Raw genomic sequence first — 26,097 nt, 5'->3', positions numbered from 1 at the left:
GGAACCGGTTGAGACTCAGCGGACGATGCCGAAGCGCGCCAGGCGGGCCTTGTCGGCCTTGCGGGTGGAGGCCTGCAGAGACAGCAGCTCGGCGTAGATGCCGCCCGTGGTGGCCAGCTCCGCCGGGCTCCCGACCTCGTCGATGCGACCGTCGCGCAGCGTGACGATCCGGTCCACACTGGAGATCGTCGACAGCCGGTGGGCGATGATCAGCGTGGTGCGGCCCTCCATCAGCTCGTCGAGGCCAGCCTGGACGGCGCGCTCGGCCTTGGTGTCGAGCGAACTGGTCGCCTCGTCGAGGACCAGGATCGGGGCGTCCTTCAGGAGCGCCCGGGCGACCGAGATGCGCTGCTTCTGGCCGCCGGAGAGTTTCACGCCGCGCTCGCCGATCTCGGTGTCGAAGCCCTTCGACAGCCGCGAGATGAAGCTCATCGCATTGGCGCGTGTCGCGGCGGCGGTGAGCTGCTCGTCAGTCACCTCCCCCATGCCGTAGGCGATGTTCTCGCGGATGGTGCCGCTGAACAGGCTGGCATCCTGGAACACGACGCCGATCTCGCGGCGCAGCGCGTCGACGGGCACGTCCGCGACGGACAGGCCGTGCACCGACACCGTGCCGGAGGTCGTCGGGTAGAGCCTCATGATGAGGTTCACCAGCGTGGTCTTGCCGCCGCCGGACTCGCCGACGAAGGCGACCTTCTCGCCGCGGTCGATCGCGAGGTTGACGTCGGTGAGCACGAGCTCGCCGTCGTCGTAGCCGAAGTCGACGTGGTCGAAGTCGATTACGGGGTCGGCCTCGCTCCAGTCGACGGTACTGACGTGCTGCGCCTCGAGCGGGTTGTTGGGCTCGTCGACCTCGCCCATCACGCGGAAGTACTCCGCGCTGCCGGCGAGCGCCCGCTGGGTGGTGTCGACGAGGTAGCTCATGGAGGTGACGGGCTGGCGGGCCATGTTGACCAGCTGGATCAGCATCACCATGACGCCGATACTGAAGGCGCCCTGGGCGGTCTGGACGAACAGGATGGCGTAGATGGCGAAGAACACGACGTCGAGGACCGCGCGACGACCGGTGTCCATGCGGTGCCAGAACGACGACTGCTGCGCGGTCAGGCCGACGGCGTCGTCGTAGTGGGCGGCGAACCGGTCGACCTCGCCGCGTTCGGTGACGAACGACTTCACGACACGCATCTGCGCGATCGCCTCGGCGAACCGCCCGCCGGCGACGTCGTAGTGGTCGTTCTTCCGGTGCTCCCACACCTGCCACCGCCTCGACGTCAGGGCGGTGAGCCACACGAACGTCGGGTAGATGATGATCAGCAGCACCGCCAGCCAGGGCGAGTAGAAGGCCGTGATGATGAGCACCGCGAACAGGGTGATCAGCATGGGGAAGAAGTTGTTCGCGAACATCTGTAGGAAGTCCGTGATCGACGTGATCGACCGGTTCAGCCGCGAGATGAGCGTGCCCGTCAGCTCGTTGTCGTAGTAACGCTGCGGCAGCCGCAGGAGCTTGTGGAAGTACCTGACCGACAGGATGCGGCGAAGTCTCGTGGCCATCACGTCGCCCCAGTACCCCGTGATGTTGCTGATCAGCGAGTTCGCCAGCGACAGCCCGAGCAGGGCGACGGCCAGCCACATGAGCGACGCGATGGTGCCGGGTCCGCCGGCCGCCATCGACACGACGATGTCGGTCGCCGCGGCGATGACGAAGGGCATCAGCAGCGACGTGGCGGCGATCGCCACCGCGCCGAGCACGATGCCGAGGTAGAGCGGCCACAGCTGCCTGGCCGCCGTCAGAATCCTGACGATGTCGCGCATGGGAACCTCCTGGAGCAGGAGGGACTCTACTGGCCGGGACCGACAGTGCGCCTCTGCGATGGAGTCAGCCCCAACGGGCCATCAGTGCGGTGGCGGTCGGCTCGTCGGTGACAAGGGCGTCGATCAGTCCGCCGGCGATCGCACCCCGGATCGCGTCCACCTTCTCGACGCCTCCCGCCACCCCGACGACGTTGCCGAGCTCGCGCAACTCGTCGAGGGACAGGCCGAGGCGACGACGCGACCAGTCGGTCTCGACGACCCGGCCCTCCACGTCGTACCACTCCCCCAGCATGTCGCCGACGGCGCCCTGCTCGGCGAAGGCGCGGACCTCCGCGTCGGTGGTCACGCCGGCGAGCACCGCGGACCCGCCCGGGGTCGCGGCGCCCATGCCGGTCAGCGTCAGGTTCGCCCGCCGCGCGAGGTCCAGGATCTCGCGGACGGCGCCCTCCTCGCGGAACGTGGACGCCACCTCCGGGGTGGAGACCAGCAGCGGCGCCGGCAGCGTCCGGAGCCGCCGGATGACGCCGGGGCTGCGGGTCAGGACCTCGTCGATCGCGCTCAGCGACCCCGTCGAGGCGACGAGCTGCACGCCGTCGAGTGACTCCTCCGACAGCATGGACAGCGCGCGGGCGACGGAGTCACCCCAGCTCAGGCCCACCACGGCGCCGGGATGCAGGTGGCGTCGGGCATAGGCGGCCAGGGCCGCGGCCACCCGCTCGTTGGTGCGCTCGCGCGACAGCTGCCCGATGGCCGTGGGCACGACGATGGCGTCGGCCAGCGAGAACGTCTCCTTCACCCGGGTGGCCAGCCGCATGGCCCCCAGGTAGGCCGCATCCAGCTCGATGCGGACGATCCCCTGCTGGCGCGCCGACTCCAGGAGCCGCCCGACCGTCTGCCGCGACACGAAGAGCCTGCTCGCGACCTGGGCCTGCGTCAGACCGTCCTCGTAATACAGCCAGGCCGCGCGCACGGCGAGATCAAGGTCGGTGGGGCTGGCAGCTGCCACGGGAACACTCCTCGGATAGGACGCCCCCTGAGCATATGCCCAACTCCTGCGCAGACGCTCAGAGAGGGTCTCCAGTCCCGTAGATTGAGCAGCGTCAGCCAGAGAAAGGCCTCCCAGTGACCAAGATCCCGACGCATCAGCACGCGATCCAGTTCGTCGGCGTCGACGAGATCGTGCACAACACCAACAAGGCCGTGGACGCCGTCGGCCCGCACCAGCTACTGCTGCAGGTCGAGGCCTGCGGCATCTGCTTCAGCGACACCAAGCTCCTCCACGCCTTCGACTCGCACCCGCGCAAGTCCGAGGTCGTCGAGGGCATCTCGGCCAAGGCGCTCGCCGAGATCCCCAGCTACAAGCCCGGCAAGCTCCCCACCGTCCCCGGCCACGAGCCCGTCGGCCGCATCGTCGAGGTCGGCGCGGAGGTCACGCACTTCGCCGTCGGTGACCGCGTCCTCGTGCAGGCCGACTGGAAGCACCTCCGCACCGCCAACTCCAACGGCGCGTTCGGCTACAACTTCGAGGGCGCGCTACAGGAGTACGTCCTGATCGACGAACGCTGCGCCGTCTCCCCGTCCGGCGAGGAGTTCCTGATCCACGTCACCGACGGCCCGTCCGCCGCCGCCGTCGGCCTCATCGAGCCCTGGGCGACCGTCGAGGGCTCCTACGCCTGGGCCGAGCGCAACCACGTCGCCGACGGCGGCCGCCTGCTGGTCGTCGCCGACGGGCCGGTCACCGGCATCGACGCACTCACCGCCGAGCACCAGCCGGCCGAGATCGTCACCCTCCGCTCCGGCGAGATCGCCGATCTGGCGGGCGAGTCGTTCGACGACATCGTCTACTACGGCGCCGACGCCGCCACAATCGAGACCCTGGCCGACCTGCTCGGCACCCGCGGCGTGTTCTGCGTCGTGCTCGGCGGCCACACCATCCCGCGCAAGGTGAACCTCGACATCGGCCGCGTGCACTACGACTTCATCCGCTTCGTCGGCACCCCGGGCGACGACCCCGTCGAGGGGTACGCGTGGATCCCGCCGCGCGGCGAGCTGCGCGCCGGGGACAGGGTCGCCATCATCGGCGCCGCCGGCCCGATGGGCATGATGCACACCATCCGCGCCGTCACGTCGGGCTTCGAGGGCATCACCGTCACCGGCACCGACCTCAGCACCGACCGGCTCGAGCACCTCGCGGCCACCGTCGACCCGGTCGCCGCCGAGCGCGGCGTGCCGATCACCTACGTCAACACCGGCGAGGAACAGCTGCGCTACGGCTTCACGCACATCTCATGCATGGTGCCCGTGCCCGCGCTGGTCTCGCAGGCCGTCGACCTGGCGGCCGAGGACTCGATCCTCAACGCCTTCGCCGGCATCCCGGCCGGTACCAAGGGCGAGTTCGACCTGCAGGGCATCGTCACGCGTCGGGTCTTCATGCTCGGCACCTCGGGATCCGACGTTTCCGACATGCGCACGGTGCTGCGAAAGATCGAGGAGGGGATCATCGACACCCACATCTCGCTCGACGCCGTGACCGGCATGGCCGGGTTCACCGACGCCATCGGTTCGGTCATGAACCGCACGTCGGGCGGCAAGATCATGGTCTTCCCGATGCTCCACGACCTGCCGCTCACCCGCCTGGTCGACATGCCGGAGAAGCTGCCGCACGTCGCGGCGAAGCTGAAGGACGGCATCTGGACCAAGGAGGCGGAGCAGGCCCTGCTCGCCGGTCGGTAAACCTGCGGGGCTCAGAGCACCACACTGATCACGGTTGTGGTCGGCCTGCCGACCACAACCGTGTTCGCCTCAGCAGCAGGGCAGCGGTCGGGTCGTTGAGCACTTCGACAGGCTCAGCACAGGCCTGTCGAAACGCCCTGAGCGCAGCGAAGGGTCCAACCCGACCACACACCTCGCTCCGCTCGGCGCCCTTCGACGAGCTCAGGGACCCGGGTCGCCGAGCCTGTCGAGGTGCCCTGAGCGCAGCGAAGGGGCCCAGCCCGGACACTCCCAGTCCCTTGGCGACTACTGGTCCCCGTGCAGGAAGCGATCCAGCTGGCGGCGCTCGCGCTTGGTCGGGCGGCCGGTGCCGCGGTCGCGGACGCCGACGCGGCCGACCATCTCCGCGATGGGCGGCGGCTTCTCGGGGGTCCGGTCGAGGTACGCGGCCTGAGCGACGGGGGCGCCGACGCGTTTCGCGAGAGTCGGGTCGAGGACCTCGATGATGCGCTCGTCCTGGTCGCGTCGGACACGGATCACCTGCCCGGTGACGACCTCCTGCGACGCCCTCGGCAGCTTGTCGTCGACGCGAACGTGCCCGCCGCGCACGGCGGCGGTGGCCATCGAGCGCGTCTTGTAGAGGCGGACGGACCAGAGCCAAGCGTCGAGTCGAGCCATGCGCCAACCTTAGTCGCGCCGTCGAGACGGCCCGCGACGAGGACGCCGTCGAGAAGGCCCGCGACGAGGACGCCGTCGAGAAGGCCCGCGATCAGGCGCCACCCTTACCGACAGGCGCCACCCTTACGCGCAGACGCTACCCGTTGCTACCGATGCCACCGCCATGGCGGTGGCATCGGTCACGAAGGGTGGCGTCCGTCGGTAAGGGTGGCGTCGGTTGAGAAGGGTGGCGTCTGGGGAGGTGACGACGCCGGACTCAGCGGCCACGCCGGACTCAGCGGCCACGCCGGAGTCAGCGGCGACGCCGGACTCACCGGCGGCGCCGGTCTCAGCCGCGCGCCGCGGCGTCCTCGAGGAGCTCGAACACCCCGTCGACGACCTCCGTCGGACGGAAGGGGAACTCCAGCATGGTCTCGCGGGTCGCGATGCCGGACATCACCAGCACCGTGTGCAGGCCTGCCTCGATGCCGGCGACGATGTCGGTGTCCATCCGGTCGCCGATCATGCCCGTCTCCTCCGAGTGCGCGCCGATCCGGTTGAGCGCGGAGCGGAACATCATCGGGTTGGGCTTGCCGATGACGTACGGCTGCCGGTTGGTCGCCGTCGTGATCAGCGACGCCACCGCGCCGGTGGCGGGGATGATGCCGTCGGCCGCGGGGCCGGTGGCGTCGGGGTTGGTGATGATGAACCTTGCGCCCTTGTTGATGAGCCGGATCGCGGTGGTGATCGACTCGAACGAGTAGGTGCGGGTCTCGCCCAGCACGACGAACTCGGGGTCGCGGTCGGTCATGATCATGCCGTGCTCGTGCAGCGCGGTAATCAGCCCCGCCTCGCCGACGACGTAGCAGCTGCCGCCGGGCATCTGCTGCGCGAGGAACTTGGCCGTGGCAAGGGCCGACGTCCAGATGGACTCCTCGGGAACGTCGAGGCCGGAGTCGCGCAGGCGGACAGACAGGTCGCGGGGCGTGTACGTCGGGTTGTTGGTCAGCACCAGGAAGGGCGTCTTGTTGCGCTTCCACTGCGCGATCAGCTCTGGCGCGCCGGGGAGGGCCTTGTTGTCGTGGACGAGGACGCCGTCCATGTCGGTGAGCCAGCATTTGATGTCCGCACGGGTACGCATGGGACCACCGTACCCACCCCCGCACGGCCTAGATTGGGGTGCGGACAAGATCGTCGAGAGGACACCATGACCAAGAAGGCCATCGTCACCGGACACAGCCGCGGCCTCGGCGCCGCGCTCACCTCCCAGCTGGCTGCCGCAGGCTGGGAGGTGCTGGGGGTCTCGCGCTCCGCCGGGGCGCACGTGGACCTGAGCGACCCCGCGGCGCTGACCGCCTGGCTCGACGGCGGGGAACTCGCGTCCTTCGTCGACGGCGCGACGGAGATCCTGCTGATCAACAACGCCGGCATGCTCGGCCCCGCCGACCTGGCCGGCCACCAGGACCCGGCAAGCGCCATCGCGGCGGTCAATGTGAACGTCACGGCGCCGATCCTGCTGACCGACGCCGTCATCCGGCACCGTGGCCAGGGCGTGCCAGTGCGCGTCGTGCACATCTCGTCCGGCGCGGGTCGCCGGCCCCTGGCCGGCTGGAGCGTCTACTGCGCCACCAAGGCCGCCGTAGACCTGCACGCCACAACCGTCGCGGCGGAGAAACTCGACGGGGTGCGGATCGCGGCGATCGCGCCGGGCGTCGTCGACACCGACATGCAGGGCCTGATCCGCAGCTCCGACGGCTTCCCGGCCCGCGACGACTTCGTGGCGATGAAGGAGCGCGGCGACCTCCTCACCCCGGAGGAGTCCGCCCGCCGCGTGCTCGCAATCGCCGACGGCCCGGACTTCGGCGAGAAGGTACTCGAACGCGTCTGACCGAGAACACAGCGACGGCCGCCCCGCGAGGGGCGGCCGTCGACGTTCAGCAGATCAGTAGAGGCCGAGCTTGCGGGAGCAGGCGGGCCACTGGCCCCAGCCCGAGCGGGCCTGGAGGATCTTCGCCCGCTTGGTCTGCTCCGCGGCCGAGGCCTGCGACGGGATGCCGGAGCCACCGACGGAGCGCCAGGTGCTCACGGTGAACTGGTAGAGGCCGTGGTACAGGCCGTTGGAGCTCACGATCGACGGGTTGCCACCCGACTCACACTGGGCGAGCTTGGCCCACACGCCCGACACCGAGGCCGAGCTGGAGGAGCTCGAGGAGGACGAGCTGGACGACGATGACGAGCTGCTCGAGGATGACGAACCAGAATCCGAGGAGGACGACGACGTGGTCGCCTTCACCACCGGGCGTTCCTTGGTGCCGACGGTGGTGACCTGATCGACCTTCTTGGTGGTGGTCTTCTTGGAGACGAGCTCCTTGGAGACGACCTCGCCGTCGCGCTTCACGATGCGGTAGGTCTTCTTGATCTTGCCGTCGACGCCCTCGGTCGTGACCTTGGACTCGCCGACGTACAGGTCGTCGCTCTTGACCGTCTTCTTGTCGTAGTCGACGGTCGTGGTGGTCGACTTCTTGACCGTCTCCCACCGGACGATCGTCACGATCGTCGTGCCGTTCCCGTTCGCCGACACGGAGACGTCATCGCCGTCGGCGAGCTCGATCTTCTGTGCGTCCAGCATCGCCTGCAGGTCGGTGGGCTCATCGAGCGCAACCTTGGTCGACCCGTCCATCGTGACGATCTTGACGGTGCCACTCAGCGGCAGGTCGATCGCGGCGCGGGAGTTCGATCGCGTGACGTCCATGTCGAGGTCGCGACCGTCCTCGGCGGCGGCGGCCAGCGCGGAGCCGACGTCACCCTCGGTGGTCCACAGGGTCTGCGAGGTGCCGTTCGACGTCACGCTCACGGCCTCGGCACGCGTCACCTGGACGGCTGCGCCGTCGGTCAGCGTGGAGTCGAGCGCGGGGGTCACGGCGTCATGGGTGCCGACCTCGATGCCCTGATCGGCAAGCAGGTCAGCCACGGTGGTGGTGAAAGTGCCGACCTCGGCAGTGGTGCCGTCAGCGGCGACCGTGACCGACTTGTGGGCGGAGGAGACCATGTAGCCGCCGACTCCGAGAGCCAGCGCCAGGACTCCTGCGACGCCCGCGGCGATGCGCACCTTGCGGCGCTTCGGGGCTGCGACGGGGGCGTCGGCCGAGGGGGTCTCGGCGACGTCCAGAACCTCGGTGGGCTCGGCCCCGTTGGGTGCTTCGGCGTTGTTCATGGTGCTCCAATAGGTCTCAGACAACAGCACCACTGTAACTGAGAGATCCTCAGAAACCTAAGGACGCTCTCAGTTTTCTTGACCGGAGACAGCCCGGACGCTACCCCACAGCAGGGCCACAGGGCCCCGACAAGGCCCATTGCCCGCACTGGCGACCCACAGGTCGGCCTTCAGGTCGGCTTGCGGGCTCGGTCCCGGAGCCTGCTGACGCTGTGCCCACCTCCCACTTCTCTCGGCAGACCCAGGGACCACCTCGCTCAGAACAGCTGGCGCCAGTTGGTGGCAGCCAGGTCGACAAGCTCGTCGCCACGGCCTGACAGCACCGTCCGCAGCGCGTAGAGCGCGAAGCCCTTGGCCTGTGCGGCCTGGACGCTCGGCGGGATACTCAGCTCCTGGCGGGCCGTGACGATGTCGACCAGCGCCGGGCCGTCGTGCGCGAAGGCCTCGCGCAGCGCGCCCTCGACCCCGGCCGAGTCCTCGACGTGGAACGCTCTGATCCCCATCCCCTCGGCGACCATCGCTAGGTTCGGGTTCTCCAGCCCCGTGCCGTAGTTCACGAAGCCGGCCGACTTCATCTCCAGCTCGACGAAGTTCAGCGACGAGTTGTTGAACACGACGATCTTGACGGGCAGCTTCGACTGGACGAGCGTCAGCAGGTCGCCGAGCAGCATCGTGACCCCGCCGTCGCCGGACAGCGTGACGATCTGGCGCCCCGGAAAGGAGCTCTGCGCGCCGATGGCCTGCGGGACGGCGTTGGCCATCGATCCGTGGTTGAACGACCCGATCAGGCGACGCCTACCGTTCATCTTCAGGTAGCGGGCGGCGTAGATGACGGGCGAGCCGACGTCGGGGATGAAGACGGCGTCGTCATCGGCCAGCCTGTCGATCAGCGCCGCGACGTACTGCGGGTGCACCGGCTCGCCGGCCTTCGCGGGAGCGGCCAGGTCGTCCAGCTTCCGGCGGGCCTTCGCGTAGTGCTTCTGCGACGCCTCCAGGTGCGAGCGGTTCTCCTTGCGCTGCACCAGCGCCGCGAGCGCAGCGGCCGTGTCCTTCACGGTGCCGGTCAGGCCGACATCGACGTGCGTGCGCCGCCCGATGTTCTCCCCGCGGACGTCCACCTGGATGACGGTGGCCTTGTCGGGATAGAACTGCTGATACGGGAAGTCGGCGCCGAGGATCAGTAGCGTGTCGCAGGCCTCCATCGCCCGGTAGCCCGACGAGAAGCCCAGCAGACCCGTCATGCCCACGTCATACGGGTTGTCGAACTCGACGTGCTCCTTGCCGCGCATGGTGTGCACGATCGGCGCCCCGAGCGCCTCGGCCAGCGCCATCAGCTCGTCGTGCGCGCCCTCCGCCCCGGCACCAGCGAGGATGGTGACCTTCGCGGCCTCGTCGAGCAGGTCGGCCGCGCGCCGCAGCTCCCCTTCGGCGGGCAGCACGCGGACCGAGGGGTCGCTCGTCGCGACGATCTCGGTCGACGAGGTGGGCGCCAGCGCGACGTCGCCCGGGATGACCAGCACCGCGACGCCCCGCTTCGCGACAGCCGTCTGCATGGCGATCCGCAGCAGGCGCGGCATCTGGTCCGGACGCGTCACGAGCTCGCAGTAGACGGAGCACTCGCGGAACAGGTCCTGCGGGTGCGTCTCCTGGAAGTACGTCGACCCCATCTCCTCCGACGGGATGTGCGCGGCGATCGCCAGCACGGGCACCCGGCTGCGGTTGGCGTCGTAGAGGCCGTTGATCAGGTGCAGGTTGCCGGGGCCACAGGAACCGATGCAGACCGAGAGCCTGCCGGTCAGCTCCGCCTCGGCCCCGGCGGCGAAGGCTGCAGACTCCTCGTGACGGACCTGCGCCCAGGTCAGCTCCCCGGAGCGTCGCATGGCGTCGGTGATGCCGTTGAGGGAATCGCCTGGGACCCCGTAGACGTGCGTCACCCCTTCGGCGATGAGCGATGTGATCAGGTTGTCGGCGACAGTGGTCATGTGCATTCCTCCTCCACCTCCGCGAAGCGCGGGGCCCCTCCATCCTGCCCCGGTAACGGCCCCAGACCAGCGGTTCATCCGTCGGGGAAACCCTGCCTGTCCCACCCGTTGACTAGGCTCGGACCCAACCGATCACAAGGAGCATCCACGATGAAGATCATCGACAACGGACCGAGGCCCAACGCGTTCGACATCGAGACCGCGACGGTCGAGAACACCAACTACCGGACGGTCGCCTGGACCGGCAAGTACCTCCAGGTCACCCTCATGTCGATCCCGGTCGGGCATTCGATCGGGCTCGAGGCGCACCCGGAGACCGACCAGTTCCTCCGCATCGACAAGGGCCAGGGCCGCTGCGTCATGGGGCCCGACAAGGACGACCTGCGCTTCAAGCAGGACGTCGGCGACGGCTGGTCCATCCAGGTGCCCGCGGGCATGTGGCACGACGTGATCAACACCGGCCAGGAGCCGCTGCAGCTCTACACCGTCTACTCCCCGACCCACCACGCGCTGGGCAAGGTACACGCCACCGCCGCCGAGGCGGAGGCCGACGAGGAGGCCGGCGGCGACGAGCCGCCGTCGTGGAGCCACCAGCCGGCCCCCGACGTGGAGGACAAGTCGGCCTGACAAGGCAGTACGCCGCAACGGCGGTCGGACCCAGCGTGGGGTCCGACCGTCGTCGCGCGTTCCGGGCCGCATGCCGGACGGGGCGGCGTCGACCCGCAGGATGCCAGAGACTGTGACGCGTGAAGAGGTCCCTGCACCCGGCCTGGGTGGTCGCGATGGTCGCCTGCCTGGTGCTGCTGGGCGCGGCCGGCTTCCGTGCCGTGCCGAGCGTGTTCATGGACCCGCTGCACATGGAGTTCGGCTGGTCGCACGGCACGATCGGGCTCGCGATGACGGTCAACATGACCCTGTTCGGGCTGTTCTCGCCGTTCGCGGCGTCGCTGATGGACCGGTTCGGCATGCGGCCCGTCGTGGTGTTCGCTCTGACGATGATCGCGGCGGGCTCGGCCTTCTCCGTGTCCATGACCCAGTCGTGGCAGCTGATCCTCTACTGGGGCGTCTTCGTCGGGCTGGGCACGGGCTCGATGTCGATGGCTTTCGTCGCGACGGTGACTGCGCGCTGGTTCGTCGCACGCCGCGGACTCGTGAGCGGCGTGCTGACCGCCGCCAGCGCGGCCGGGCAGCTCGTGTTCCTGCCGATCATCGCCCACCTGACGACGCAGGACGGTTGGCGGCGCGCGGCCCTGGTCGTCGCCATCGCCGCGGCGGCCGTGATCCCGATCGTGCTGGTCCTGCTGCGCGAGCACCCTGAGGACCTGGAGACCACGGCCCTCGGCGCCACGACGTCCGATCCCGGTGCTCCCCGGATCCGATCCGGCGGTCCACGCGCCACCGTCGCGGCCCTCGGCCGGGCCGCCCGGCACCCGGCGTTCTGGTTGCTGGCGGGCAGCTTCGCCATCTGCGGCGCCACCACGAACGGGCTGATCGGCACGCACTTCATCCCCGCCGCCACCGACCACGGGATGCCGGTCACCACGTCGGCGTCGCTGCTGGCGCTGGTCGGGGTCTTCGACGTGGTGGGCACCATCTGTTCGGGCTGGCTGACCGACCGGTTCAATCCCGCGCTGCTTCTCGTGGCCTACTACACCGGCCGCGGGTTGGCACTCGGATTCCTGCCCGGCCTGCTGTCCCCCGACACCACACCGTCGACCTGGGTGTTCATCCTGTTCTACGGCCTTGACTGGGTCGCGACCGTCCCGCCGACCATCGCCCTGTGCCGCGCCTGGTTCGGGGCTGAGTCCCCCGTCGTGTACGGCTGGGTGTTCGCGTCGCACCAGCTGGGCGCGGGCGCCGCGGCGGCCGGCGCCGGCTGGATCCGCGACGCCTTCGCCACCTACGACCCGGCGTTCTACATCGCGGCGGGCCTGTGCGGGGCCGCCGCCCTGCTCTGCCTCACCGTCTCCCGCCGCGCCGTCCCGACCACCCCGTCGCTCGCCTGACGCCAGCCACCACCCCAGCCACACCTCAACCCCCGCCCGTCCGTGCAGAAAAGTGGCTATAGCCGAAGCACGCGGATATACAGCGCGTGCTGGGGACCAGGCCACAGTTGTGCGGGTCAGGGGGCAAGCGACGTGCGCGCGGCGCGTCGGAGGGCGGAGGCGACGGCGTCGAGGGTCGGGGTGCGCAGCGCCCACTGCTGCCAGTAGAGGGGGACGTCGACGTGATCCCGGGCGTCGCCCAGGACGACGGCGTCGGCTTCGGTCCAGCCGGGCACCTGCAGGTCGGGCACCATCCCCCAGCCGAGACCGAGGCGGACCGCCTCGTTGAACCCGTCGCTGGCGGGCACGACATGGACCCGACGGGCAAAGGCCCCGTACCGCTCCAGCACCTGGTGCTGGAGCGTGTCGTGCTCGTCGAAGACCACCACGGGCGCGCTCCCCAAAGCGGCCGCCGTGAGGCCGTGAGGGAACCAGCGCCCCGCGAAGGTCGGCGCCGCGCGGGGTCGGTAGGTCATGGTCCCCAACCGCTCGACGGTGCAGCCCTGCACCGCCGACGCCTCGCTCGTCACGGCCCCCACGACGTCGCCGGACCGCAACAGGTCCGCGGTGACGTCCTGGTCCTCCCGCACCAGCTGAATGCCCGCGACCTCCGAGACCTCGACCAGTGCGGGCAGCGCCCACGTGACCAGAGAGTCGGCGTTCACGGCGATCCGCAGCACGGGCGCCTCGTCGTCCGCGCCGAGCTCCGCGGCGGCATCCCGGGTCAGGAGCTCCAGTTCCCGAGCCAGCCGAAGCACCCGAGCGCCTGCCTCGGTGGCCCGGACGGGACGGCTCCGCTGGAGCAGGACCGTGCCGACACTGCGCTCGAGCGCCTTGAGCCGCTGGCTCACGGCCGACGGTGTCAGGTGCAGGCGCTGCGCGGCCAGCTCGAGGCTGCCGGCATCGACAGCCGCGGCGAACGCCCGCAGCTGAGCAAGGTCCCAGTCCATGACACTCCTTAAGCGTTGCTAATGCCAGCGTAATAACTATCGCTGGACTACACCGGCACCGACACCTAGCGTCGACCCCATGCTCCTGCTCACCACAGCCGTCGCCGGATTCACCTTCGGGCTCGGGCTGATCGTCGCTATCGGCGCCCAGAACGCCTTCGTCCTACGCCAGGGCCTGCGGCGCGAACACGTCGGCGCGGTGGTTGCCGTCTGCGCCGTGAGCGACCTCGCCCTGATCGCCGCCGGGGCCGCCGGGCTTGGCGCGATCGTCGCGGCCCACCCCCGCGTTCTGGCCGCCGTGACCATCCTCGGCGCCGGCGTGCTGCTCTGGTACGGGATCTCCGCGGCCCGCCGGGCAGTCCGCGGTAGCGGGGAGCTCGTCGCCGACACAGGCGCGGGCGGCGACCTCCGGGCGACCCTGCTCACCGCGGTGGCGCTGACATGGCTGAATCCCCACGTCTACCTCGACACCGTCGTGCTCCTCGGATCGGTCAGCGCCAGCTACTCGACGCCATGGGCGTTCGCGGTCGGCGCGGGCGCGGCCAGCATCGCCTGGTTCAGCGGGCTGGGATTCGGAGCCCGCGGGCTCGCGCCGCTGTTCGCCCGCCCGGCCGCGTGGCGAGTCTTCGACGCGGTCATCGCGACGACCATGGTGTCCATCGCCGCGTCGCTCCTGGCCGGCCTTGCCTGAAGGTCATCTCACCAGACGGAGCAACACGTCGTTGCAGTTTTGATTAGCCTAGCTAATGAGCTAGCCTAATTAGCTGTACGAAAGGTGCCCGACTCGTGACTGTTCCCGCCACCACCCCAGAGGCGACGCTCGCAGAACAGGAGATGTTCTCGCTCGCCAACGACCTGCGTCTGGCTTGCCAGCGGATCGCGCGCCGCGTCCGCTTCGAATCGACCAGCGAGGTCGCCCCCCACCAGTTCTCCGTCCTCACATTCCTGCAGAAGGCCGGGCCCCAGACCCCGACGCAGCTCGCGGCACACGACCGGGTGAGCGCCCCGTCGATGACGAGGACGATCAACTGCATGGTCGACGAGGGACTCGTCGAGCGGGTCCCGCACCCCGACGACCGTCGGCAGATCCTGGTCACCCCCACCGAGCGCGGGAACCAGATCATCGCGGAGACCATCGCCAGCCGCGACACGTGGATGCTGGCGCACCTCGACGGGCTCGGTGACGAGCAACTCGGGTTGCTTCGCAAGGCAACCGACATCCTGCTGGAGGTGTCGAATGCCTAAGTCACGCACCTTCGCCTCCTTCGCAGTCCACAACTACCGCCTGTTCTTCGCCGGGGCCCTCGTCAGCAATCTGGGCACCTGGATCCAGCGGGTCGGCCAGGACTGGTTGGTGCTCACTGAGCTGACCGACAACTCCAGCACCGCCCTAGGCATCGTCACGGCACTGCAGTTCCTCGCCATCCCGTTCCTCGCCCCCTACGCCGGCGCGCTCGTCGACCGACTGCCGAAACGCAAGATGCTGCTCGTCACACAGGTCGGACTCGGGCTGTGCGCGTTCGCCCTCTGGGGGCTCATCGCGCTCGGCGTCGTTCAGCTGTGGCACGTCTACGTCATCGCCTTCATCACCGGCGTCATCACCGCCTTCGACAACCCCGCCCGCCAGGCCTTCGTCTCAGAGATCGTGCCGCAGGGCATGATCGCCAACGCCGTCGGCCTGAACTCGACCAACTTCAACGGCGCTCGCCTCATCGGCCCCGGCGTCGCCGGGTTCCTCGTCGCCGGCGTGGGAGTCGGCCCGACCATGCTGATCAACGCCCTGAGCTTCATCGCGATGATCGCGGCCATCGTCATGATGGACGGCACCCAGCTGCATCCGGCCCCCCGTGCAAAGGCAGCAGGAGGCGCACGCGACGGCCTGAGATACCTCGCCGGCCGCCCGGACCTCATCGTCATGCTCGTGATCGTGTTCATGCTCGGCACGTTCGGCATGAACTTCCAGATCTTCAACGCGACGATGGCCACCGAGGTGTTCGGGAAGGGCGCGGGCGAGTACGGCATGCTGGGCACGATCATGGCGATCGGCACGCTGGGCGGAGCCCTGCTGGCTGCACGACGCGCCAAGCCGACGCTGCGCATCGTCCTCGCCGCGCTGGCCGGCTTCGCAGCGAGCACATTCGCCCTGACCTTCGCGCCGAACTACACCGTCTACGCCCTGCTGCTCATCCCCTCCGGCTTCTTCGCGCTGACGGTGATGACGGGCGCGAACGCAGCTGTGCAGATGGGCGCGTCGCCCGAGTATCGCGGCCGCGTGATGGCGATCTACACCGCGATCTTCATCGGCGGCACCCCGCTCGGAGCCCCGGCGATCGGGTGGCTCGGCGAGGTCTTCGGCCCCCGCGCCTCCGTGCTGGTGGGTGCCGTAGCCGCGGCCATCACGGTCGTCGCGGTGTTCGTGTACTTCAGCCTGCGCAAGGGCATGCGTGTCCATCTCGACCGCCACCCGCTGCGGCTGACCACCAGCTATCTGCCTCGGAGCGCGACGACCAAGGCTGCCTGACCTAGGCTCGGCGGCATGGCCATCAGCGCGCTCGACCTCTTCAAGATCGGCGTCGGGCCGTCGTCGTCGCACACGATGGGACCGATGCTGGCCGGCGCGCTCTTCGCCGAGCGGCTCGCCGGGTCCGGCGCCCTCGAGCGCGTCGACGGGGTCCGGATCGAGCTGTTCGGGTCGCTGGCCGCGACCGGCATCGGGCACGCGACGGATCGCGCGGTCGTCGCCGGGCTGATGGGCATGCGGCCCGACACCGTCGACCCCGACGCCATGGCGGACTGCGTCGCCGCCGTCGCGGACGACGGCGTGCTCCCCCTGTGCGGCACCTGTCCGGTCGGATTCTCCTGGGGCCGCGACCTCCGGCTGGTCCGCGAGGCACTCCCCCACCATCCCAATGCGCTGCGCATCGTGGCCCTCGACCGTGCTGGACGGGCCGTCGACGACGAGGTGTACTACTCGGTCGGCGGAGGCTTCGTCGTCGACGCCGAGCACGCGGAGTCGGGAGCGACGGGCGTGACCGAGGTCCGCGTCGACCTCCCGTTCGACAGCGGCGAGGAGCTGCTGCGGATCTGCGACCTCGAGGGCCTCAGCATCGCGCAGATCATGGGCCGCAACGAACTCGCCTGGCGCCCCGACGCCCAGACCCGCGACGGCCTGCTGGCCGTGTGGGAGGCCATGCGGTCCAGCGTCGCCCGGGGCATCCGGTCCGACGGCGTGCTGCCGGGCGGGCTGCGGGTCCGCCGTCGCGCTCCCGAGCTGCACCGGCACCTGAACTCCCGGCGCACCCTGCCTAACCTCATCACGCAGACGTTCTCCGCCATGGACTGGGTCAACCTCTACGCACTCGCTGTCAACGAGGAGAACGCGGCGGGCGGCCGCGTCGTGACGGCGCCGACCAACGGCGCGGCGGGCATCATCCCGGCCGTGCTGCACTACTTCATGGACTTCCAGCGGGGCGCGGGCGACGACGACGTCGTCGACTTCCTGCTCACCGCCGCGGCGGTCGGGTCGCTGCTGAAGCGCAACGCGTCGATCTCAGGCGCGGAGGTCGGCTGCCAGGGCGAGGTCGGCTCGGCCTGCGCGATGGCGGCGGCCGGCCTGACGCAGGTGCTGGGCGGCACGCCCGGGCAGGTGGAGAACGCGGCCGAGATCGGGCTGGAGCACAACCTGGGCCTGACCTGCGACCCCGTCGCCGGCCTCGTGCAGGTGCCGTGCATCGAGCGCAACGCCATGGCCGCCGTGAAGGCCATCAACGCGGCCCAACTCGCGCTCGGCGGCGACGGCCGGCACCACATCACGCTGGACCAGGCGATCCGGACCATGCGCGACACCGGACGCGACATGCTGAGCAAGTACAAGGAGACGTCGGAGGGTGGACTGGCCGTCGCCTTCATCGAGTGCTGAACCGACTGCTACCGCCGCGTCTCCAGGTCGGTACGCTCGGTCCGCTCGTTGAGCTCGATCCACGACGAGTCGCACCCCGGGCAGCGGTACACCGGGGCACCCTCGACGCGCTCGTCGGTCTCGACCGTGCCGCACGCGTCCTGGCACGGCCAGCTCGTGAGGAACCTGGCGCTCACCGCGGCCTCCCTCCTGCAACTTCCGGGGCCGGCTCCAGCCTAGGTCATCGCGGTCGTGCGGCTCCCGCACGCTGGCACCCGGGAGGCCCCGGCTACCCTGGATGGCATGAGCGCGACCCCCGACCCCGGCACCGGAACGCCCCGAGACGGCAGAGACCTCACGCTCGCGAAGATCCTCGCCGACGTGGACGCCGAGTCGCGCGCACGGAACCCACTACCGCCCGCCGCCCCGTCGGCCAGCTACACGCCGCCGGTCACGGCCGACTACCGATCCCCGGCGACGCCGTACGATCCCGGACCCCAATACCCGTACGGCCAGCCGGCCCAGGTCGACTACTACCAGTACTACGCCTACGGCCAGCCGAACGCGATCGTCGGCGGGGTCCCGGTGTACCTGCAGCGCAAGCGCAACAATCCCTGGGCGCACGCGCTGCTCTTCCTGTTCACCGGCGGCATCGGGAATCTCGCCTACGCGGGCTACGTCTGGCACTGGAACACCACTCGCGGGCTCTGACATGGCCCGGCGTGAGAATGGCCCCATGCCGCACGCCTTTGACCCGCACCACCCGACGCTCGTACGGGTCCGTCAGCTCGCTCTTGCGCTGCCCGGAGCAGCCGAGAAGCTCGTCGTCGGTCACCCGGCCTTCTACACCCGCAAGGTCTTCGCCTACTTCGGCATGAGCTACAAGACCGGCGACACGTGGACCCACAACCCCGTGTCAGTCAGCGTGCTGCTGCCCGACGACGAGCGCCTGGCCCTACTGGAGGAGGCACGGTGCTTCGTGCCCGGCTACATCGGCCCCGCCGGGTTCGTCGGGGTGCTCCTCGACGACGCGACGGACTGGGAGGAGATCGGCGAGCTGCTCGAGGAGTCGTTCCGGCTCACCGCCGGGGCGAGGCTGGTGGCGGCTCTGGATGGTCGGCACCGATCCAGCTGAGCGTCGGCAGAGACGGAAGGGCGCCCGATGCCAGGGCATCGGGCGCCGCTCCTTCCTCGGTCAGGGGGGTCGCCGAGGGGTCAGCCGGGTGGGGCGCTGACGCGCCCCACACCCACGTCGTCAGCGGGCGTGGCGCCGCCGGACCATGAGCGCCCCTGCGATGGCGGCCAGAGCGGCAATCGCGCCGAACACGGGGATCGCGGTTCCCGCGCCCGCCGACGGGAGGCCGGGCGACGGCTTGGGCCCAGGCGTGGCGTCCCCATCACCAGGATCCGTCCCGTCCTCGGTGGGATCGACGACGGGGACCTGAGCGGATGCGGGGTCGGTCGGCGTGGCCGTCGGCGTGACGGGGGTGGCCGGGGTCGTCGTCGCCTGGGTCGGAGTCGGGCTGACGCTCGGCCCCTCATGCGAGGGTGCGGCTCCCGGCGAGGAGCTCACCGCAGTCGGCTCCGGCGAGCTCGGCTCATCTGTCGGCTCCGGCGAAGACGGCTCATCCGTCGGCACCGGCGAAGACGGCTCATCCGTCGGCACCGGCGAAGACGGCTCATCCGTCGGCACCGGCGAAGACGGCTCATCCGTCGGCACCGGCGAAGACGGCTCATCCGTCGGCGCGGGAGTGCTCGGGTCGACGCTCGGCTTGGTCGGCACCACGGTCGGCTCGTCAGTGGGGGTGGGCTCGACCACGGGCTCACGGCCACAGTCGAAGCGCCCCTTGAACAGGTTGGTGTGGATCTCCTTGCCACCCTGCAGGGCGGTCAGGTTCGCAGCGATGAGTTGTCCCTCGAACTCCTTGCCGCCGTTGCCTTCGGTGGGGAAGGTGATGTTCGCGTCGGGCGCGTAGATCGCGCCTCGGACGGGCTCCTGATCCGAGGTGATCTCCACGTCGCCGGAGATGGCGCTCAGGTCGAAGAGGATGTGGCTGATCCCCTCGTTCAGCGGAGAGTTCTTGCCCGGGAATGAGTAGGAGGGCAGCACGAGGCGGCCGTCCACGACGTCCGACGGAGCGACGGTGATCACGAGGAACGAGTCCTGCGAATAGCCCTCGAGCTTGAACTTCGAGATGTTCTTGAAGGCTGACAGGGGGAGGCGGCTTGGGTCCTCGGCGTTCAGCGTGATCGTCTGGTCATTACCTGCGGGAGCGGAAACCTCGTTCCACCCTTCGGTCGCCCCGAGGATGGTGCGGCCCATATCGGAGGGGAACTGATCGGCGACGGCGCCGTCGACGCTCCAGCCGGCGCCGGGATCGGCGGCGTTCCATGCCTGGACCTGGGACTCGAGCTGCGGGCTCATGTTGCCTCCGCCGGAGGGGAAGAACGTGGTCCCGGACCCGCCGAACATCGGCCCGAACGTGTACCCGGCGGGGACGCTCTGATCCGCGATGCGGACCCCTGCCTCGGCGTTCGCCCCGGAGGCACCCTGGCTCTTGACCTGGACGACCTTGCCGACGGACGCGAACCGCTGGATCAGGACCCGGTTGGGCGTCCCCTCGATCGTGGGCACGTCGTACTGGGCGTTGCCGCCGACGCCGCCGTGCATGATGGGGTACTGCCCGTTCTGGTTGCCGCGCGCGTCGCCGAAGGTCGCCGTCCCGCCGACCGCGAGCGTGCCCTCCAGCTCGCTGTTGGCGAGGATCGCGTCGCCTGTGACGAACAGGGTGTAGCCGGATGTCGAGTCGATCGGCGTCGCCGCCCCCATGGGGTTCAGCGGGACACAGGCGGTCGTGTCATCCTCGTCGGCCGCGATGGCGGGGCTCATGAGCACCGCCGACGAGACCCCGATCACGGCCACCGCCAGCGAGGCTACCGCGAGCCGCCGCCCGATCCCGCGGCCCGATTGAAACTGCTGCTGTCCTGGTACTCGTTGATTCACGCTCATCACTTCGCTCGTGGACTACATCACACGGCGGGCAGTCCCCCGCCGCCGACTCGGACGGTAGTGAGCAGCTCAGATGAGTGGAAACCGCTGCGCATGCGTTGCGCAAGGTGACGCATCGGGTGAGCGCGGGGCTGACCCGAGCCCCTACCCTCCGGCCCCTCCCCGTCCCGCGATGAGCACGACACACTTGTCATCGACGAAAACCCTCGATGTGAGCGCTCGCAGGCCCGACGAGCAGGAGGATGTGCTCATCGCCGCAGCGGTCGACGAGGTGCCAAGTCCAGTCCCACCCGGAGCGGTCCGCGGGCATGAGAGAGGGCCCCGACGCCGAAGCGTCGGGGCCCTCTCGTCAGCTGTGACCTAGATCACTTGGCGACGACCTCGAAGGGAACCTTCGCGGTGACGGCGCCGTGCAGCTTGACCGACGCGAAGTGAGCGCCGGCGGTCTTGACAGGCTTCGCGAAAGACACGGAGCGCTTGTCGATGGTGGGGCCTCCGGCCTTCTTCACCGCGACGGCGAAGTCGTTGGAGGTGATGGCGCCGAACAGGGAGCCGGTGTCAGACACGCGGGCGCCGACCTGGACGGTCAGGCCCTCGAGCTGCTGGCGGATCTCCTGGGCGTGCTCGACGCCCCGGACCTCGCGAGCGTCACGAGCGCGCTTGATGCCCTCGATCTGCTTCTCGTTGCCGCGGGTCCAGGCGATGGCCTTGCCCTGGGGCAGGAGGTAGTTGCGGCCGTAGCCGTCCTTGACCTCGACGATGTCGCCGGCGATGCCGAGCTTGTCAACGGTGCTGGTCAGAATGAGCTTCATAGTTCGTCCCTCTCCGATCAGCGAGCGGTCGACGCGTACGGCAGCAGGGCAACCTCACGCGCGTTCTTGACGGCGATGGCGACCTTGCGCTGGTCCTGGACCGAAAGGCCAGTGACGCGGCGGGCGCGGATCTTGCCACGCTCAGAAATGAACTTCTTGAGCGTGTTGATGTCCTTGTAGTCGATGTTGGCGACGCGGGTCGTCTTCACCGGCATGATCTTCTTCTTGTTCACAGACTTGCGCTGTGGACCGGCCATTGTGGTGCTCTCCTTCGTGGATGGGCCGTTGGGCCCTGAAAGCCCGTCTTGCGACGGAATGTGCCAGCTAGCCCCGGAGGGCTAGATAAGCGATGGATCAGAACGGGGGCTCTTCGGGCTGCGACGACTGGGCCCACGGATCGTTTCCGCCGCGGTTGCCGCCGGCATTGCTGCCGGAGCTGGCCCAGGGGTCGTTGCTGGTGTTCTGCTGCTGAGGAGCCTGACCGCCCTGGTTGCCCTGCCAGTTTCCGCCACCGCCGCCGCCACCGCTCGAGGAGCGGGTGACCTTGGCCGTCGCGTACCGCAGAGCGGGACCGACCTCGTCGACATCAACCTCAAAAACCGTGCGCTTCTCGCCCTCACGGGTCTCGTAGCTGCGCGACTTCAGACGCCCGGAGACGATGACGCGCATTCCCTTGGTGAGGGACTCGGCCACGTTCTCGGCGTACTGACGCCACACCGAACAGTTGAGGAACATGGAGTCGCCGTCCCGCCACTCGTTCGCCTGACGGTCGAACTGGCGCGGGGTCGACGCGACGGTGAAGCTCGCGACAGCAGCGCCACTGGGCGTGAAGCGGAGTTCAGGGTCGGACGTCAGGTTGCCGACCAGAGTGATCTGGGTATCGCCTGCCATGTTTGATGCCTTCCGATTGAGTCGGACGTTGGGTTCGTGTGCCCATCATGGCCTGTCCGGGGGACAGAACGGGACGGGAGACAGAACCTGTTGATTACTTCTTGACGTCCACTCGCTGCACCTTGGTGCGCACGATCTTCTCGTCGATCGACATGAGACGATCCAGCTCCGAGACGACCGCGGGCTCCGCGGTGAGGGTGACGACGGCGTAGACGGCCTCGGACTTCTTGTTGATGTCGTAGGCGAGTCGACGGCGACCCCAGTGGTCGACCTCGTCGACCGTGCCACCACCGTTGGTGATGACCTCAAGGTGCTTGTCGATCAGTGCGGGCACCTGGCGATCGTCAACGTCGGAATCGACGAGGACCATGACTTCGTACTTACGCATGCTTCAGCCCCACCTCCTTCGGACTAACGGCCGCGGGTCGATCCCGCGGCAGGAGGGCATGGCCGACCCGAAGGTCAGCCAGTGGTCCACTCTACCCGTCGGCTCCGACCCGCGCGAAATCGGTCGGCGCGGCGATGAGCACGACACACTTGTCGTCGCACGAAAACAGCGATGTGAGCGTTCGCCACGTCGACGAGCAGGAGGATGTGCTCATCGCCGACGGCGTGACTGCCCCCCCCCGACGCCCCGCCCGGGTCACTCGGCAGGGGGCGTGAGTTCGGCGACCCTGCCGCTGGCGACGAGCTCCGCCCAGAACAGATCCGCCCAGGCCAGGTAGCCCTTGTCGTTCGGGTGGAACCAGTCGCCGGCCGTGTGGCGGTGGAACCGCAGGTAGCCAGTCTGCTTGGTCGCCTCGAAGAGCGGCACGAGATGGTGCTCGTGCAGTGTCACCAGCTTCGCCGCGACGTCGCTCATCTTCTTCGCCCGCACCCCGAGGTTCGGCAGGGTGAACCACGGCACGTCGCCGACGAAGCTGCCCGCGGGCAGCTCCCCCAGGATGGTGTCCAGGCTCGCCGCGAACGACTCGACGGTGTTGCTGCCGCTGAACACGACGTCGTTGCCGCCGATGTCCAGCGTCACGAGGTCGGGCGTGAAGCGCAGGTCGCGCAGCACCGGCAGCTGGTCGCGGACGACATCCCCGCTGACCGCCCCCGAGACCGACAGGTTGGTCACGGCGACAGGTCGACCCGTTGCCTCACGAAGCCGCTCCGCGATGATCGACACGTAGCTGGCCTCGACGCTGCTCGCGCCCACGCCCTGAGCCGCGGAGTCGCCGAGGGCGACGTAATGGATGACGCCGTCGGTGTGGTGGTGCCCCCTGCCCCAGTGCTGCGCATAGTCGTCGACGTGGCGGGCAATGGTCCGGGCACCCCTGAGGTAGCGCACCGCGATGGTGCCGAGCGCCGCGACGCCGGCCCCGATCGCCAGCTTGTGCGAGGTCTTCATCGACGCCCCCGGTACTTGCCCGGCAGCACCGGGTTGCCGTCTTTGGCCCAGGCCCGCAGCCCGCCAGCGACCGATTCAGCCAGCACACCCTGCTCACGCAACTGTCTGGCGACGATCGTGCTGCGCAGCCCGTTGTCACACATCACGACGATCGCCGCTTCACGTTCGGCCAGCGGGTCGTCGCCGTGGATCGCGTCGAGAGGGTCGGTCGCCAGCGCCTTCGGGTCGACGGGGCGGGCGCCGGGCGCGTGCCCGGCCTCGTACTCGTTCGGCGTCCGCACGTCGATCAGCACCGCGCCCTTGCTGAGCGCCATCAGGGTCTCGTCGATGCTGAGCCCCGACGACGACCCCTTCCCCAGAAAATCCAGCAGTCCCATGCCCTCAATCTTCTCTCCGCGGACCAGCCCAGACGGCCCAATTCCTACAGGATGCCCTGAAACAGCAGCCCGACGATGCCGATGACCAGCGACAGACCGATCCCGAGCAGCGCATACCCGGCCCACCGCCTGCGCGACCAGAACACCGTCAGCCCGAACACGACGACGGTCGCGACGGCCAGAGCCACCGCCAGCACGCTCAGCCACGGGGACGGGCTCACCACCTCGAAGTCCAGGCCGGAGCTGTCGTAGGCGGGCACCAGCAGCCACGTCAGCGCCGCCAGCGCCCCGGGCGCCGACAGGACGAGCCCCAGCAGACCCATGCACGCCGCCCCGAGACGCGTGCTCCAGAACGGTCTCCTCTTCTGGCGCCTCTGCGTCACGCGCGACCCGCCGGCTCAGCGCTTGCGCTGCTCATAGCGCGCGTACATCTCGTCGACGATCTCCTTGAACCGCTTCTCCACCTCACGGCGGCGGACCTTCAGCGTCGGGGTCAGCAGGCCGTTGTCCATCGTGAACTCGTCGTGCAGGACCTTGGTGTCCTTCGGCTGGTCCTGCGTCGGCAGCTTCGCGGTGAGTTCAGCGACGCGCCTCTTCATCTCCTCGAGCAGCTCGTTGGACGACATCCAGTCCACCGACGTGCCGGGCCAGTGCAGCTTCGCGGCAAGGGCCTCGACGTGTGGGAGCGACGGCTTGACCAGCAGCGTGACGTACGGGCGGTTGTCGCCGAGGATGACGGCGTGCTCGAACAGCGGGTCGGCGAGGATCAGGCCCTCGATGGGCTGCGGCGCGACGTTCTTGCCGCCGAGCGTGACGATGATGTCCTTGAGGCGGTCGGTGATGGTGAGGAAGCCCTCGGTGTCGACGTAGCCGACGTCGCCGGTGCGCAGCCAGCCCTCCTCGTCGATGGTGTCCTTCGTGGCCTCCGGGTTGTTCCAGTAGCCCTGCATCACGTTGGGGCCGCGGTAGAGGATCTCGCCGAGGTCGCCGATGCGCAGCTCGCCGCCGGGCAGCACCTTTCCGACGGTGCCCTCCTTGAAGTCGGCGGGCGCGTTGAACGTGACGAGCGGGGACGCCTCGGTCAGGCCGTAGCCCTGCAGGATCGGCAGGCCGATGGAGGCGAAGAACTCCTCGATCTCGATCCGCAGCGGGGCACCGCCGCAGGCCAGCACGGTCTTGGGGCCGCCGAGCGCGTCGCGGACCGACCGCAGGACCAACTTGTCGGCGAGCTTCAGCTGCGCCCGCAGCCACGCGTTGGGCCGACGGCCGGCGCGGTAGGCGTACTGGTTGTGGCGGCCGATCCGCAGGGCCCACGCGAAGATCTCACGCTTGACCGGCGACCCGGAGGCCTTGCCGTGCGCCGTCGTGTAGACAGTCTCGTAGAGCTTCGGGACGCTGACGAGCATCGTCGGCTTGGCGAGCACCATCTGCTCGGCGACGGTGCGCGCGTTCTCGACGTAGGTGTTCATACAGCCGTGCATCAGCACGACCGTCGTCCAGGCGCGCTCCAGCGCGTGAGACAGGGGGAGGAAGCACAGCGAGTGGTCCTCGGGCCGGATGTCGAAGAACTTGTCGAGGACCTCGGACTGAGCGACCAGCGCCTTGTGCTGCAGCATCACGCCCTTGGGGTCGCCCGTGGTGCCGGAGGTGTAGATGATCGACGCGAGGTCGTCGCCGGTCGCGTCGGCGAGGCGGGCGTCGACCGCGTCGGTGGCCGGATTGGCGATGAAGTCCTCGTACGCCTCGAGCCGCTCGGGCATGCCGGGGTACGGCTTGACGATGACGATGCGCTCCAGCGCGGGTAGCTCGTCGGCGACGGCGAGGACGCGCTCGGCCTCGCTCTGCACGCCGACGAACATGACGCTGAGCCCGGAGTCCTGCGCGATGTAGCGGATCTGCTCGGGGGTGCTGGTGGCGTAGATGGGCACGGGGACCGCCCGGACGGTGCCGGCCCCGAAGTCGATCTCGGACCACTCCGGCCGGTTCCCGAGGAAGATGCCGACGCGGCCACCTGTCTCGACGCCGGCATCGAGCAGGCCCTGTGCGACCCGCCGGAGCCGCTCGCCGAACTCGGCATAGGTCTGCGTGACCCACCCCTCGCCCTCGCGGATGCGGGTCGCTGTGCGGTTCCGGTTCGCGGCGATGGCCTCACGCATGCGCACTGCGACGTGATCGGACATGTGGCTACCTCCCAGGTAGATGACCTGTTCAGGGTACTTGTCGGTCCTGTGCGCCGTCTGTGATCCGCAGCTTTCTGTGCGGCGGGTGCAGGGGTAACATGGGCCGGAACCGAACGAGGAGCAGGAATGACTGATTGAGCCTGGCACGCCGCAGGTGTCGTGCC

The 26,097-nt window shown here is 69.2% G+C and carries 27 protein-coding genes; 10 read left to right on the top strand and 17 right to left on the bottom strand.

Annotated elements, in window-relative coordinates; genetic code table 11:
• Nucleotides 1-15: 15 nt before the first annotated feature.
• Nucleotides 16-1,812: an ABC transporter ATP-binding protein gene (locus KDB89_RS00875; protein ID WP_219082608.1), complete on the bottom strand. Its 1,797-nt coding sequence runs from the start codon at nt 1,810-1,812 to the stop codon at nt 16-18.
• A 64-nt stretch (nt 1,813-1,876) separates the two neighbouring features.
• Nucleotides 1,877-2,818, bottom strand: a complete 942-nt coding sequence (locus KDB89_RS00870) for a sugar-binding transcriptional regulator (protein ID WP_219082605.1) — start codon at nt 2,816-2,818, stop codon at nt 1,877-1,879.
• 116 nt (nt 2,819-2,934) lie between these two features.
• Between KDB89_RS00870 and KDB89_RS00865 the strand changes: the two genes are divergently transcribed.
• Nucleotides 2,935-4,545: an alcohol dehydrogenase catalytic domain-containing protein gene (locus KDB89_RS00865; protein ID WP_219082603.1), complete on the top strand. Its 1,611-nt coding sequence runs from the start codon at nt 2,935-2,937 to the stop codon at nt 4,543-4,545.
• Between the two features lie 285 nt (nt 4,546-4,830).
• Here the strand turns inward: KDB89_RS00865 and KDB89_RS00860 are convergent, their stop codons facing one another.
• A complete protein-coding gene (locus KDB89_RS00860; protein ID WP_219082601.1) occupies nt 4,831-5,202 on the bottom strand; it encodes an RNA-binding S4 domain-containing protein in 372 nt (123 codons plus the stop codon).
• Nucleotides 5,203-5,530: 328 nt separating this feature from the next.
• Complete coding sequence (locus KDB89_RS00855) at nt 5,531-6,322, bottom strand: HAD-IIA family hydrolase (protein ID WP_219082599.1); 792 nt, start codon at nt 6,320-6,322, stop codon at nt 5,531-5,533.
• Between the two features lie 66 nt (nt 6,323-6,388).
• Between KDB89_RS00855 and KDB89_RS00850 the strand changes: the two genes are divergently transcribed.
• Nucleotides 6,389-7,069, top strand: coding sequence for an SDR family NAD(P)-dependent oxidoreductase (locus KDB89_RS00850; RefSeq protein ID WP_219082597.1), 681 nt, complete (start codon nt 6,389-6,391; stop codon nt 7,067-7,069).
• Nucleotides 7,070-7,123: 54 nt separating this feature from the next.
• Here KDB89_RS00850 and KDB89_RS00845 read toward each other — a convergent pair whose 3' ends face one another.
• Both KDB89_RS00845 and poxB read right to left on the bottom strand, forming a co-directional pair.
• Nucleotides 7,124-8,419, bottom strand: a complete 1,296-nt coding sequence (locus tag KDB89_RS00845; RefSeq protein ID WP_219082595.1) for a resuscitation-promoting factor — start codon at nt 8,417-8,419, stop codon at nt 7,124-7,126.
• 233 nt (nt 8,420-8,652) lie between these two features.
• The gene (gene poxB, locus KDB89_RS00840) at nt 8,653-10,377 is read right to left on the bottom strand and encodes a ubiquinone-dependent pyruvate dehydrogenase (protein WP_219082593.1); all 1,725 of its coding nucleotides are present in this window, start codon (nt 10,375-10,377) and stop codon (nt 8,653-8,655) included.
• Nucleotides 10,378-10,527: 150 nt separating this feature from the next.
• Between poxB and KDB89_RS00835 the strand changes: the two genes are divergently transcribed.
• Together KDB89_RS00835 and KDB89_RS00830 are read left to right on the top strand one after the other, a co-directional pair.
• A complete protein-coding gene (locus KDB89_RS00835; protein ID WP_219082591.1) occupies nt 10,528-11,004 on the top strand; it encodes a cupin domain-containing protein in 477 nt (158 codons plus the stop codon).
• A gap of 119 nt (nt 11,005-11,123) precedes the next feature.
• A complete protein-coding gene (locus tag KDB89_RS00830; protein WP_255556079.1) occupies nt 11,124-12,383 on the top strand; it encodes an MFS transporter in 1,260 nt (419 codons plus the stop codon).
• Between the two features lie 116 nt (nt 12,384-12,499).
• On the opposite strand, the gene KDB89_RS00825 is transcribed toward KDB89_RS00830, so the two are convergent.
• Complete coding sequence (locus KDB89_RS00825; RefSeq protein ID WP_219082589.1) at nt 12,500-13,372, bottom strand: LysR family transcriptional regulator ArgP; 873 nt, start codon at nt 13,370-13,372, stop codon at nt 12,500-12,502.
• A 79-nt stretch (nt 13,373-13,451) separates the two neighbouring features.
• Between KDB89_RS00825 and KDB89_RS00820 the strand changes: the two genes are divergently transcribed.
• The 4 genes from KDB89_RS00820 (at nt 13,452) to KDB89_RS00805 (ending at nt 17,291) form a co-directional block, all read left to right on the top strand.
• On the top strand, nt 13,452-14,063 hold the full coding sequence (locus KDB89_RS00820; protein ID WP_219082587.1) for a LysE/ArgO family amino acid transporter: 612 nt from the start codon (nt 13,452-13,454) through the stop codon (nt 14,061-14,063).
• Between the two features lie 95 nt (nt 14,064-14,158).
• The gene (locus KDB89_RS00815) at nt 14,159-14,617 is read left to right on the top strand and encodes a MarR family winged helix-turn-helix transcriptional regulator (RefSeq protein ID WP_219082585.1); all 459 of its coding nucleotides are present in this window, start codon (nt 14,159-14,161) and stop codon (nt 14,615-14,617) included.
• Entirely contained in the window at nt 14,610-15,893 is a 1,284-nt protein-coding gene (locus KDB89_RS00810; protein ID WP_219082582.1) for an MFS transporter, read from the top strand. The genes KDB89_RS00815 and KDB89_RS00810 overlap by 8 nt, the downstream gene beginning before the upstream one ends.
• A 15-nt stretch (nt 15,894-15,908) precedes the next feature.
• Complete coding sequence (locus KDB89_RS00805) at nt 15,909-17,291, top strand: L-serine ammonia-lyase (RefSeq protein WP_219082580.1); 1,383 nt, start codon at nt 15,909-15,911, stop codon at nt 17,289-17,291.
• A gap of 8 nt (nt 17,292-17,299) precedes the next feature.
• Here the strand turns inward: KDB89_RS00805 and KDB89_RS00800 are convergent, their stop codons facing one another.
• Nucleotides 17,300-17,467, bottom strand: coding sequence for a hypothetical protein (locus KDB89_RS00800; protein WP_219082578.1), 168 nt, complete (start codon nt 17,465-17,467; stop codon nt 17,300-17,302).
• Between the two features lie 106 nt (nt 17,468-17,573).
• Between KDB89_RS00800 and KDB89_RS00795 the strand changes: the two genes are divergently transcribed.
• Both KDB89_RS00795 and KDB89_RS00790 read left to right on the top strand, forming a co-directional pair.
• Nucleotides 17,574-17,981: a DUF8108 domain-containing protein gene (locus KDB89_RS00795; RefSeq protein ID WP_219082576.1), complete on the top strand. Its 408-nt coding sequence runs from the start codon at nt 17,574-17,576 to the stop codon at nt 17,979-17,981.
• Nucleotides 17,982-18,006: 25 nt separating this feature from the next.
• Nucleotides 18,007-18,405 carry an MmcQ/YjbR family DNA-binding protein gene (locus tag KDB89_RS00790; RefSeq protein WP_219082575.1) on the top strand — a complete coding sequence of 133 codons (399 nt, stop codon included), beginning with the start codon at nt 18,007-18,009 and terminating at the stop codon, nt 18,403-18,405.
• 120 nt (nt 18,406-18,525) lie between these two features.
• Here the strand turns inward: KDB89_RS00790 and KDB89_RS00785 are convergent, their stop codons facing one another.
• The 9 genes from KDB89_RS00785 to KDB89_RS00745 form a co-directional block, all read right to left on the bottom strand.
• Nucleotides 18,526-20,193 carry a collagen-binding domain-containing protein gene (locus KDB89_RS00785; protein WP_219082572.1) on the bottom strand — a complete coding sequence of 556 codons (1,668 nt, stop codon included), beginning with the start codon at nt 20,191-20,193 and terminating at the stop codon, nt 18,526-18,528.
• A 452-nt stretch (nt 20,194-20,645) separates the two neighbouring features.
• Entirely contained in the window at nt 20,646-21,092 is a 447-nt protein-coding gene (gene rplI / locus KDB89_RS00780) for a 50S ribosomal protein L9 (protein ID WP_219082570.1), read from the bottom strand.
• A 17-nt stretch (nt 21,093-21,109) separates the two neighbouring features.
• A complete protein-coding gene (rpsR, locus tag KDB89_RS00775; protein WP_125172279.1) occupies nt 21,110-21,349 on the bottom strand; it encodes a 30S ribosomal protein S18 in 240 nt (79 codons plus the stop codon).
• Between the two features lie 97 nt (nt 21,350-21,446).
• On the bottom strand, nt 21,447-21,983 hold the full coding sequence (locus tag KDB89_RS00770) for a single-stranded DNA-binding protein (RefSeq protein ID WP_219082568.1): 537 nt from the start codon (nt 21,981-21,983) through the stop codon (nt 21,447-21,449).
• A gap of 94 nt (nt 21,984-22,077) precedes the next feature.
• Nucleotides 22,078-22,371: a 30S ribosomal protein S6 gene (rpsF, locus tag KDB89_RS00765; RefSeq protein WP_219082566.1), complete on the bottom strand. Its 294-nt coding sequence runs from the start codon at nt 22,369-22,371 to the stop codon at nt 22,078-22,080.
• Nucleotides 22,372-22,626: 255 nt separating this feature from the next.
• Nucleotides 22,627-23,376 (bottom strand): SGNH/GDSL hydrolase family protein, encoded by a 750-nt coding sequence (locus KDB89_RS00760; RefSeq protein WP_219082565.1) that lies wholly within the window; start codon nt 23,374-23,376, stop codon nt 22,627-22,629.
• A complete protein-coding gene (locus KDB89_RS00755; protein WP_219082563.1) occupies nt 23,373-23,753 on the bottom strand; it encodes a rhodanese-like domain-containing protein in 381 nt (126 codons plus the stop codon). The genes KDB89_RS00760 and KDB89_RS00755 overlap by 4 nt, the downstream gene beginning before the upstream one ends.
• A 44-nt stretch (nt 23,754-23,797) precedes the next feature.
• Entirely contained in the window at nt 23,798-24,076 is a 279-nt protein-coding gene (locus KDB89_RS00750) for a hypothetical protein (protein ID WP_219082561.1), read from the bottom strand.
• A 75-nt stretch (nt 24,077-24,151) separates the two neighbouring features.
• On the bottom strand, nt 24,152-25,933 hold the full coding sequence (locus KDB89_RS00745) for an AMP-dependent synthetase/ligase (RefSeq protein WP_219082559.1): 1,782 nt from the start codon (nt 25,931-25,933) through the stop codon (nt 24,152-24,154).
• Nucleotides 25,934-26,097 lie beyond the last annotated feature (164 nt).

The sequence above is a fragment of the Tessaracoccus palaemonis genome, assembly GCF_019316905.1.
In the GTDB taxonomy this organism is placed as follows: domain Bacteria; phylum Actinomycetota; class Actinomycetes; order Propionibacteriales; family Propionibacteriaceae; genus Arachnia; species Arachnia palaemonis.
Note: the sequence above shows the minus strand (reverse complement) of the source record. Positions and strands in the feature narration are given on the sequence as shown.

Excerpts from the sequence above, each read along its gene's own strand:
- KDB89_RS00875 (WP_219082608.1), bottom strand. The coding sequence starts at position 1,812 with ATGCGCGACATCGTCAGGATTCTGACGGCGGCCAGGCAGCTGTGGCCG.
- KDB89_RS00860 (WP_219082601.1), bottom strand. The coding sequence starts at position 5,202 with ATGGCTCGACTCGACGCTTGGCTCTGGTCCGTCCGCCTCTACAAGACG.
- KDB89_RS00855 (WP_219082599.1), bottom strand. The coding sequence starts at position 6,322 with ATGCGTACCCGTGCGGACATCAAATGCTGGCTCACCGACATGGACGGC.
- KDB89_RS00850 (WP_219082597.1), top strand. The coding sequence starts at position 6,389 with ATGACCAAGAAGGCCATCGTCACCGGACACAGCCGCGGCCTCGGCGCC.
- poxB (WP_219082593.1), bottom strand. The coding sequence starts at position 10,377 with ATGACCACTGTCGCCGACAACCTGATCACATCGCTCATCGCCGAAGGG.
- KDB89_RS00835 (WP_219082591.1), top strand. The coding sequence starts at position 10,528 with ATGAAGATCATCGACAACGGACCGAGGCCCAACGCGTTCGACATCGAG.
- KDB89_RS00825 (WP_219082589.1), bottom strand. The coding sequence starts at position 13,372 with ATGGACTGGGACCTTGCTCAGCTGCGGGCGTTCGCCGCGGCTGTCGAT.
- KDB89_RS00820 (WP_219082587.1), top strand. The coding sequence starts at position 13,452 with ATGCTCCTGCTCACCACAGCCGTCGCCGGATTCACCTTCGGGCTCGGG.
- KDB89_RS00810 (WP_219082582.1), top strand. The coding sequence starts at position 14,610 with ATGCCTAAGTCACGCACCTTCGCCTCCTTCGCAGTCCACAACTACCGC.
- KDB89_RS00805 (WP_219082580.1), top strand. The coding sequence starts at position 15,909 with ATGGCCATCAGCGCGCTCGACCTCTTCAAGATCGGCGTCGGGCCGTCG.
- KDB89_RS00795 (WP_219082576.1), top strand. The coding sequence starts at position 17,574 with ATGAGCGCGACCCCCGACCCCGGCACCGGAACGCCCCGAGACGGCAGA.
- KDB89_RS00790 (WP_219082575.1), top strand. The coding sequence starts at position 18,007 with ATGCCGCACGCCTTTGACCCGCACCACCCGACGCTCGTACGGGTCCGT.
- rplI (WP_219082570.1), bottom strand. The coding sequence starts at position 21,092 with ATGAAGCTCATTCTGACCAGCACCGTTGACAAGCTCGGCATCGCCGGC.
- rpsR (WP_125172279.1), bottom strand. The coding sequence starts at position 21,349 with ATGGCCGGTCCACAGCGCAAGTCTGTGAACAAGAAGAAGATCATGCCG.
- KDB89_RS00770 (WP_219082568.1), bottom strand. The coding sequence starts at position 21,983 with ATGGCAGGCGATACCCAGATCACTCTGGTCGGCAACCTGACGTCCGAC.
- rpsF (WP_219082566.1), bottom strand. The coding sequence starts at position 22,371 with ATGCGTAAGTACGAAGTCATGGTCCTCGTCGATTCCGACGTTGACGAT.
- KDB89_RS00760 (WP_219082565.1), bottom strand. The coding sequence starts at position 23,376 with ATGAAGACCTCGCACAAGCTGGCGATCGGGGCCGGCGTCGCGGCGCTC.
- KDB89_RS00755 (WP_219082563.1), bottom strand. The coding sequence starts at position 23,753 with ATGGGACTGCTGGATTTTCTGGGGAAGGGGTCGTCGTCGGGGCTCAGC.
- KDB89_RS00750 (WP_219082561.1), bottom strand. The coding sequence starts at position 24,076 with ATGGGTCTGCTGGGGCTCGTCCTGTCGGCGCCCGGGGCGCTGGCGGCG.
- KDB89_RS00745 (WP_219082559.1), bottom strand. The coding sequence starts at position 25,933 with ATGTCCGATCACGTCGCAGTGCGCATGCGTGAGGCCATCGCCGCGAAC.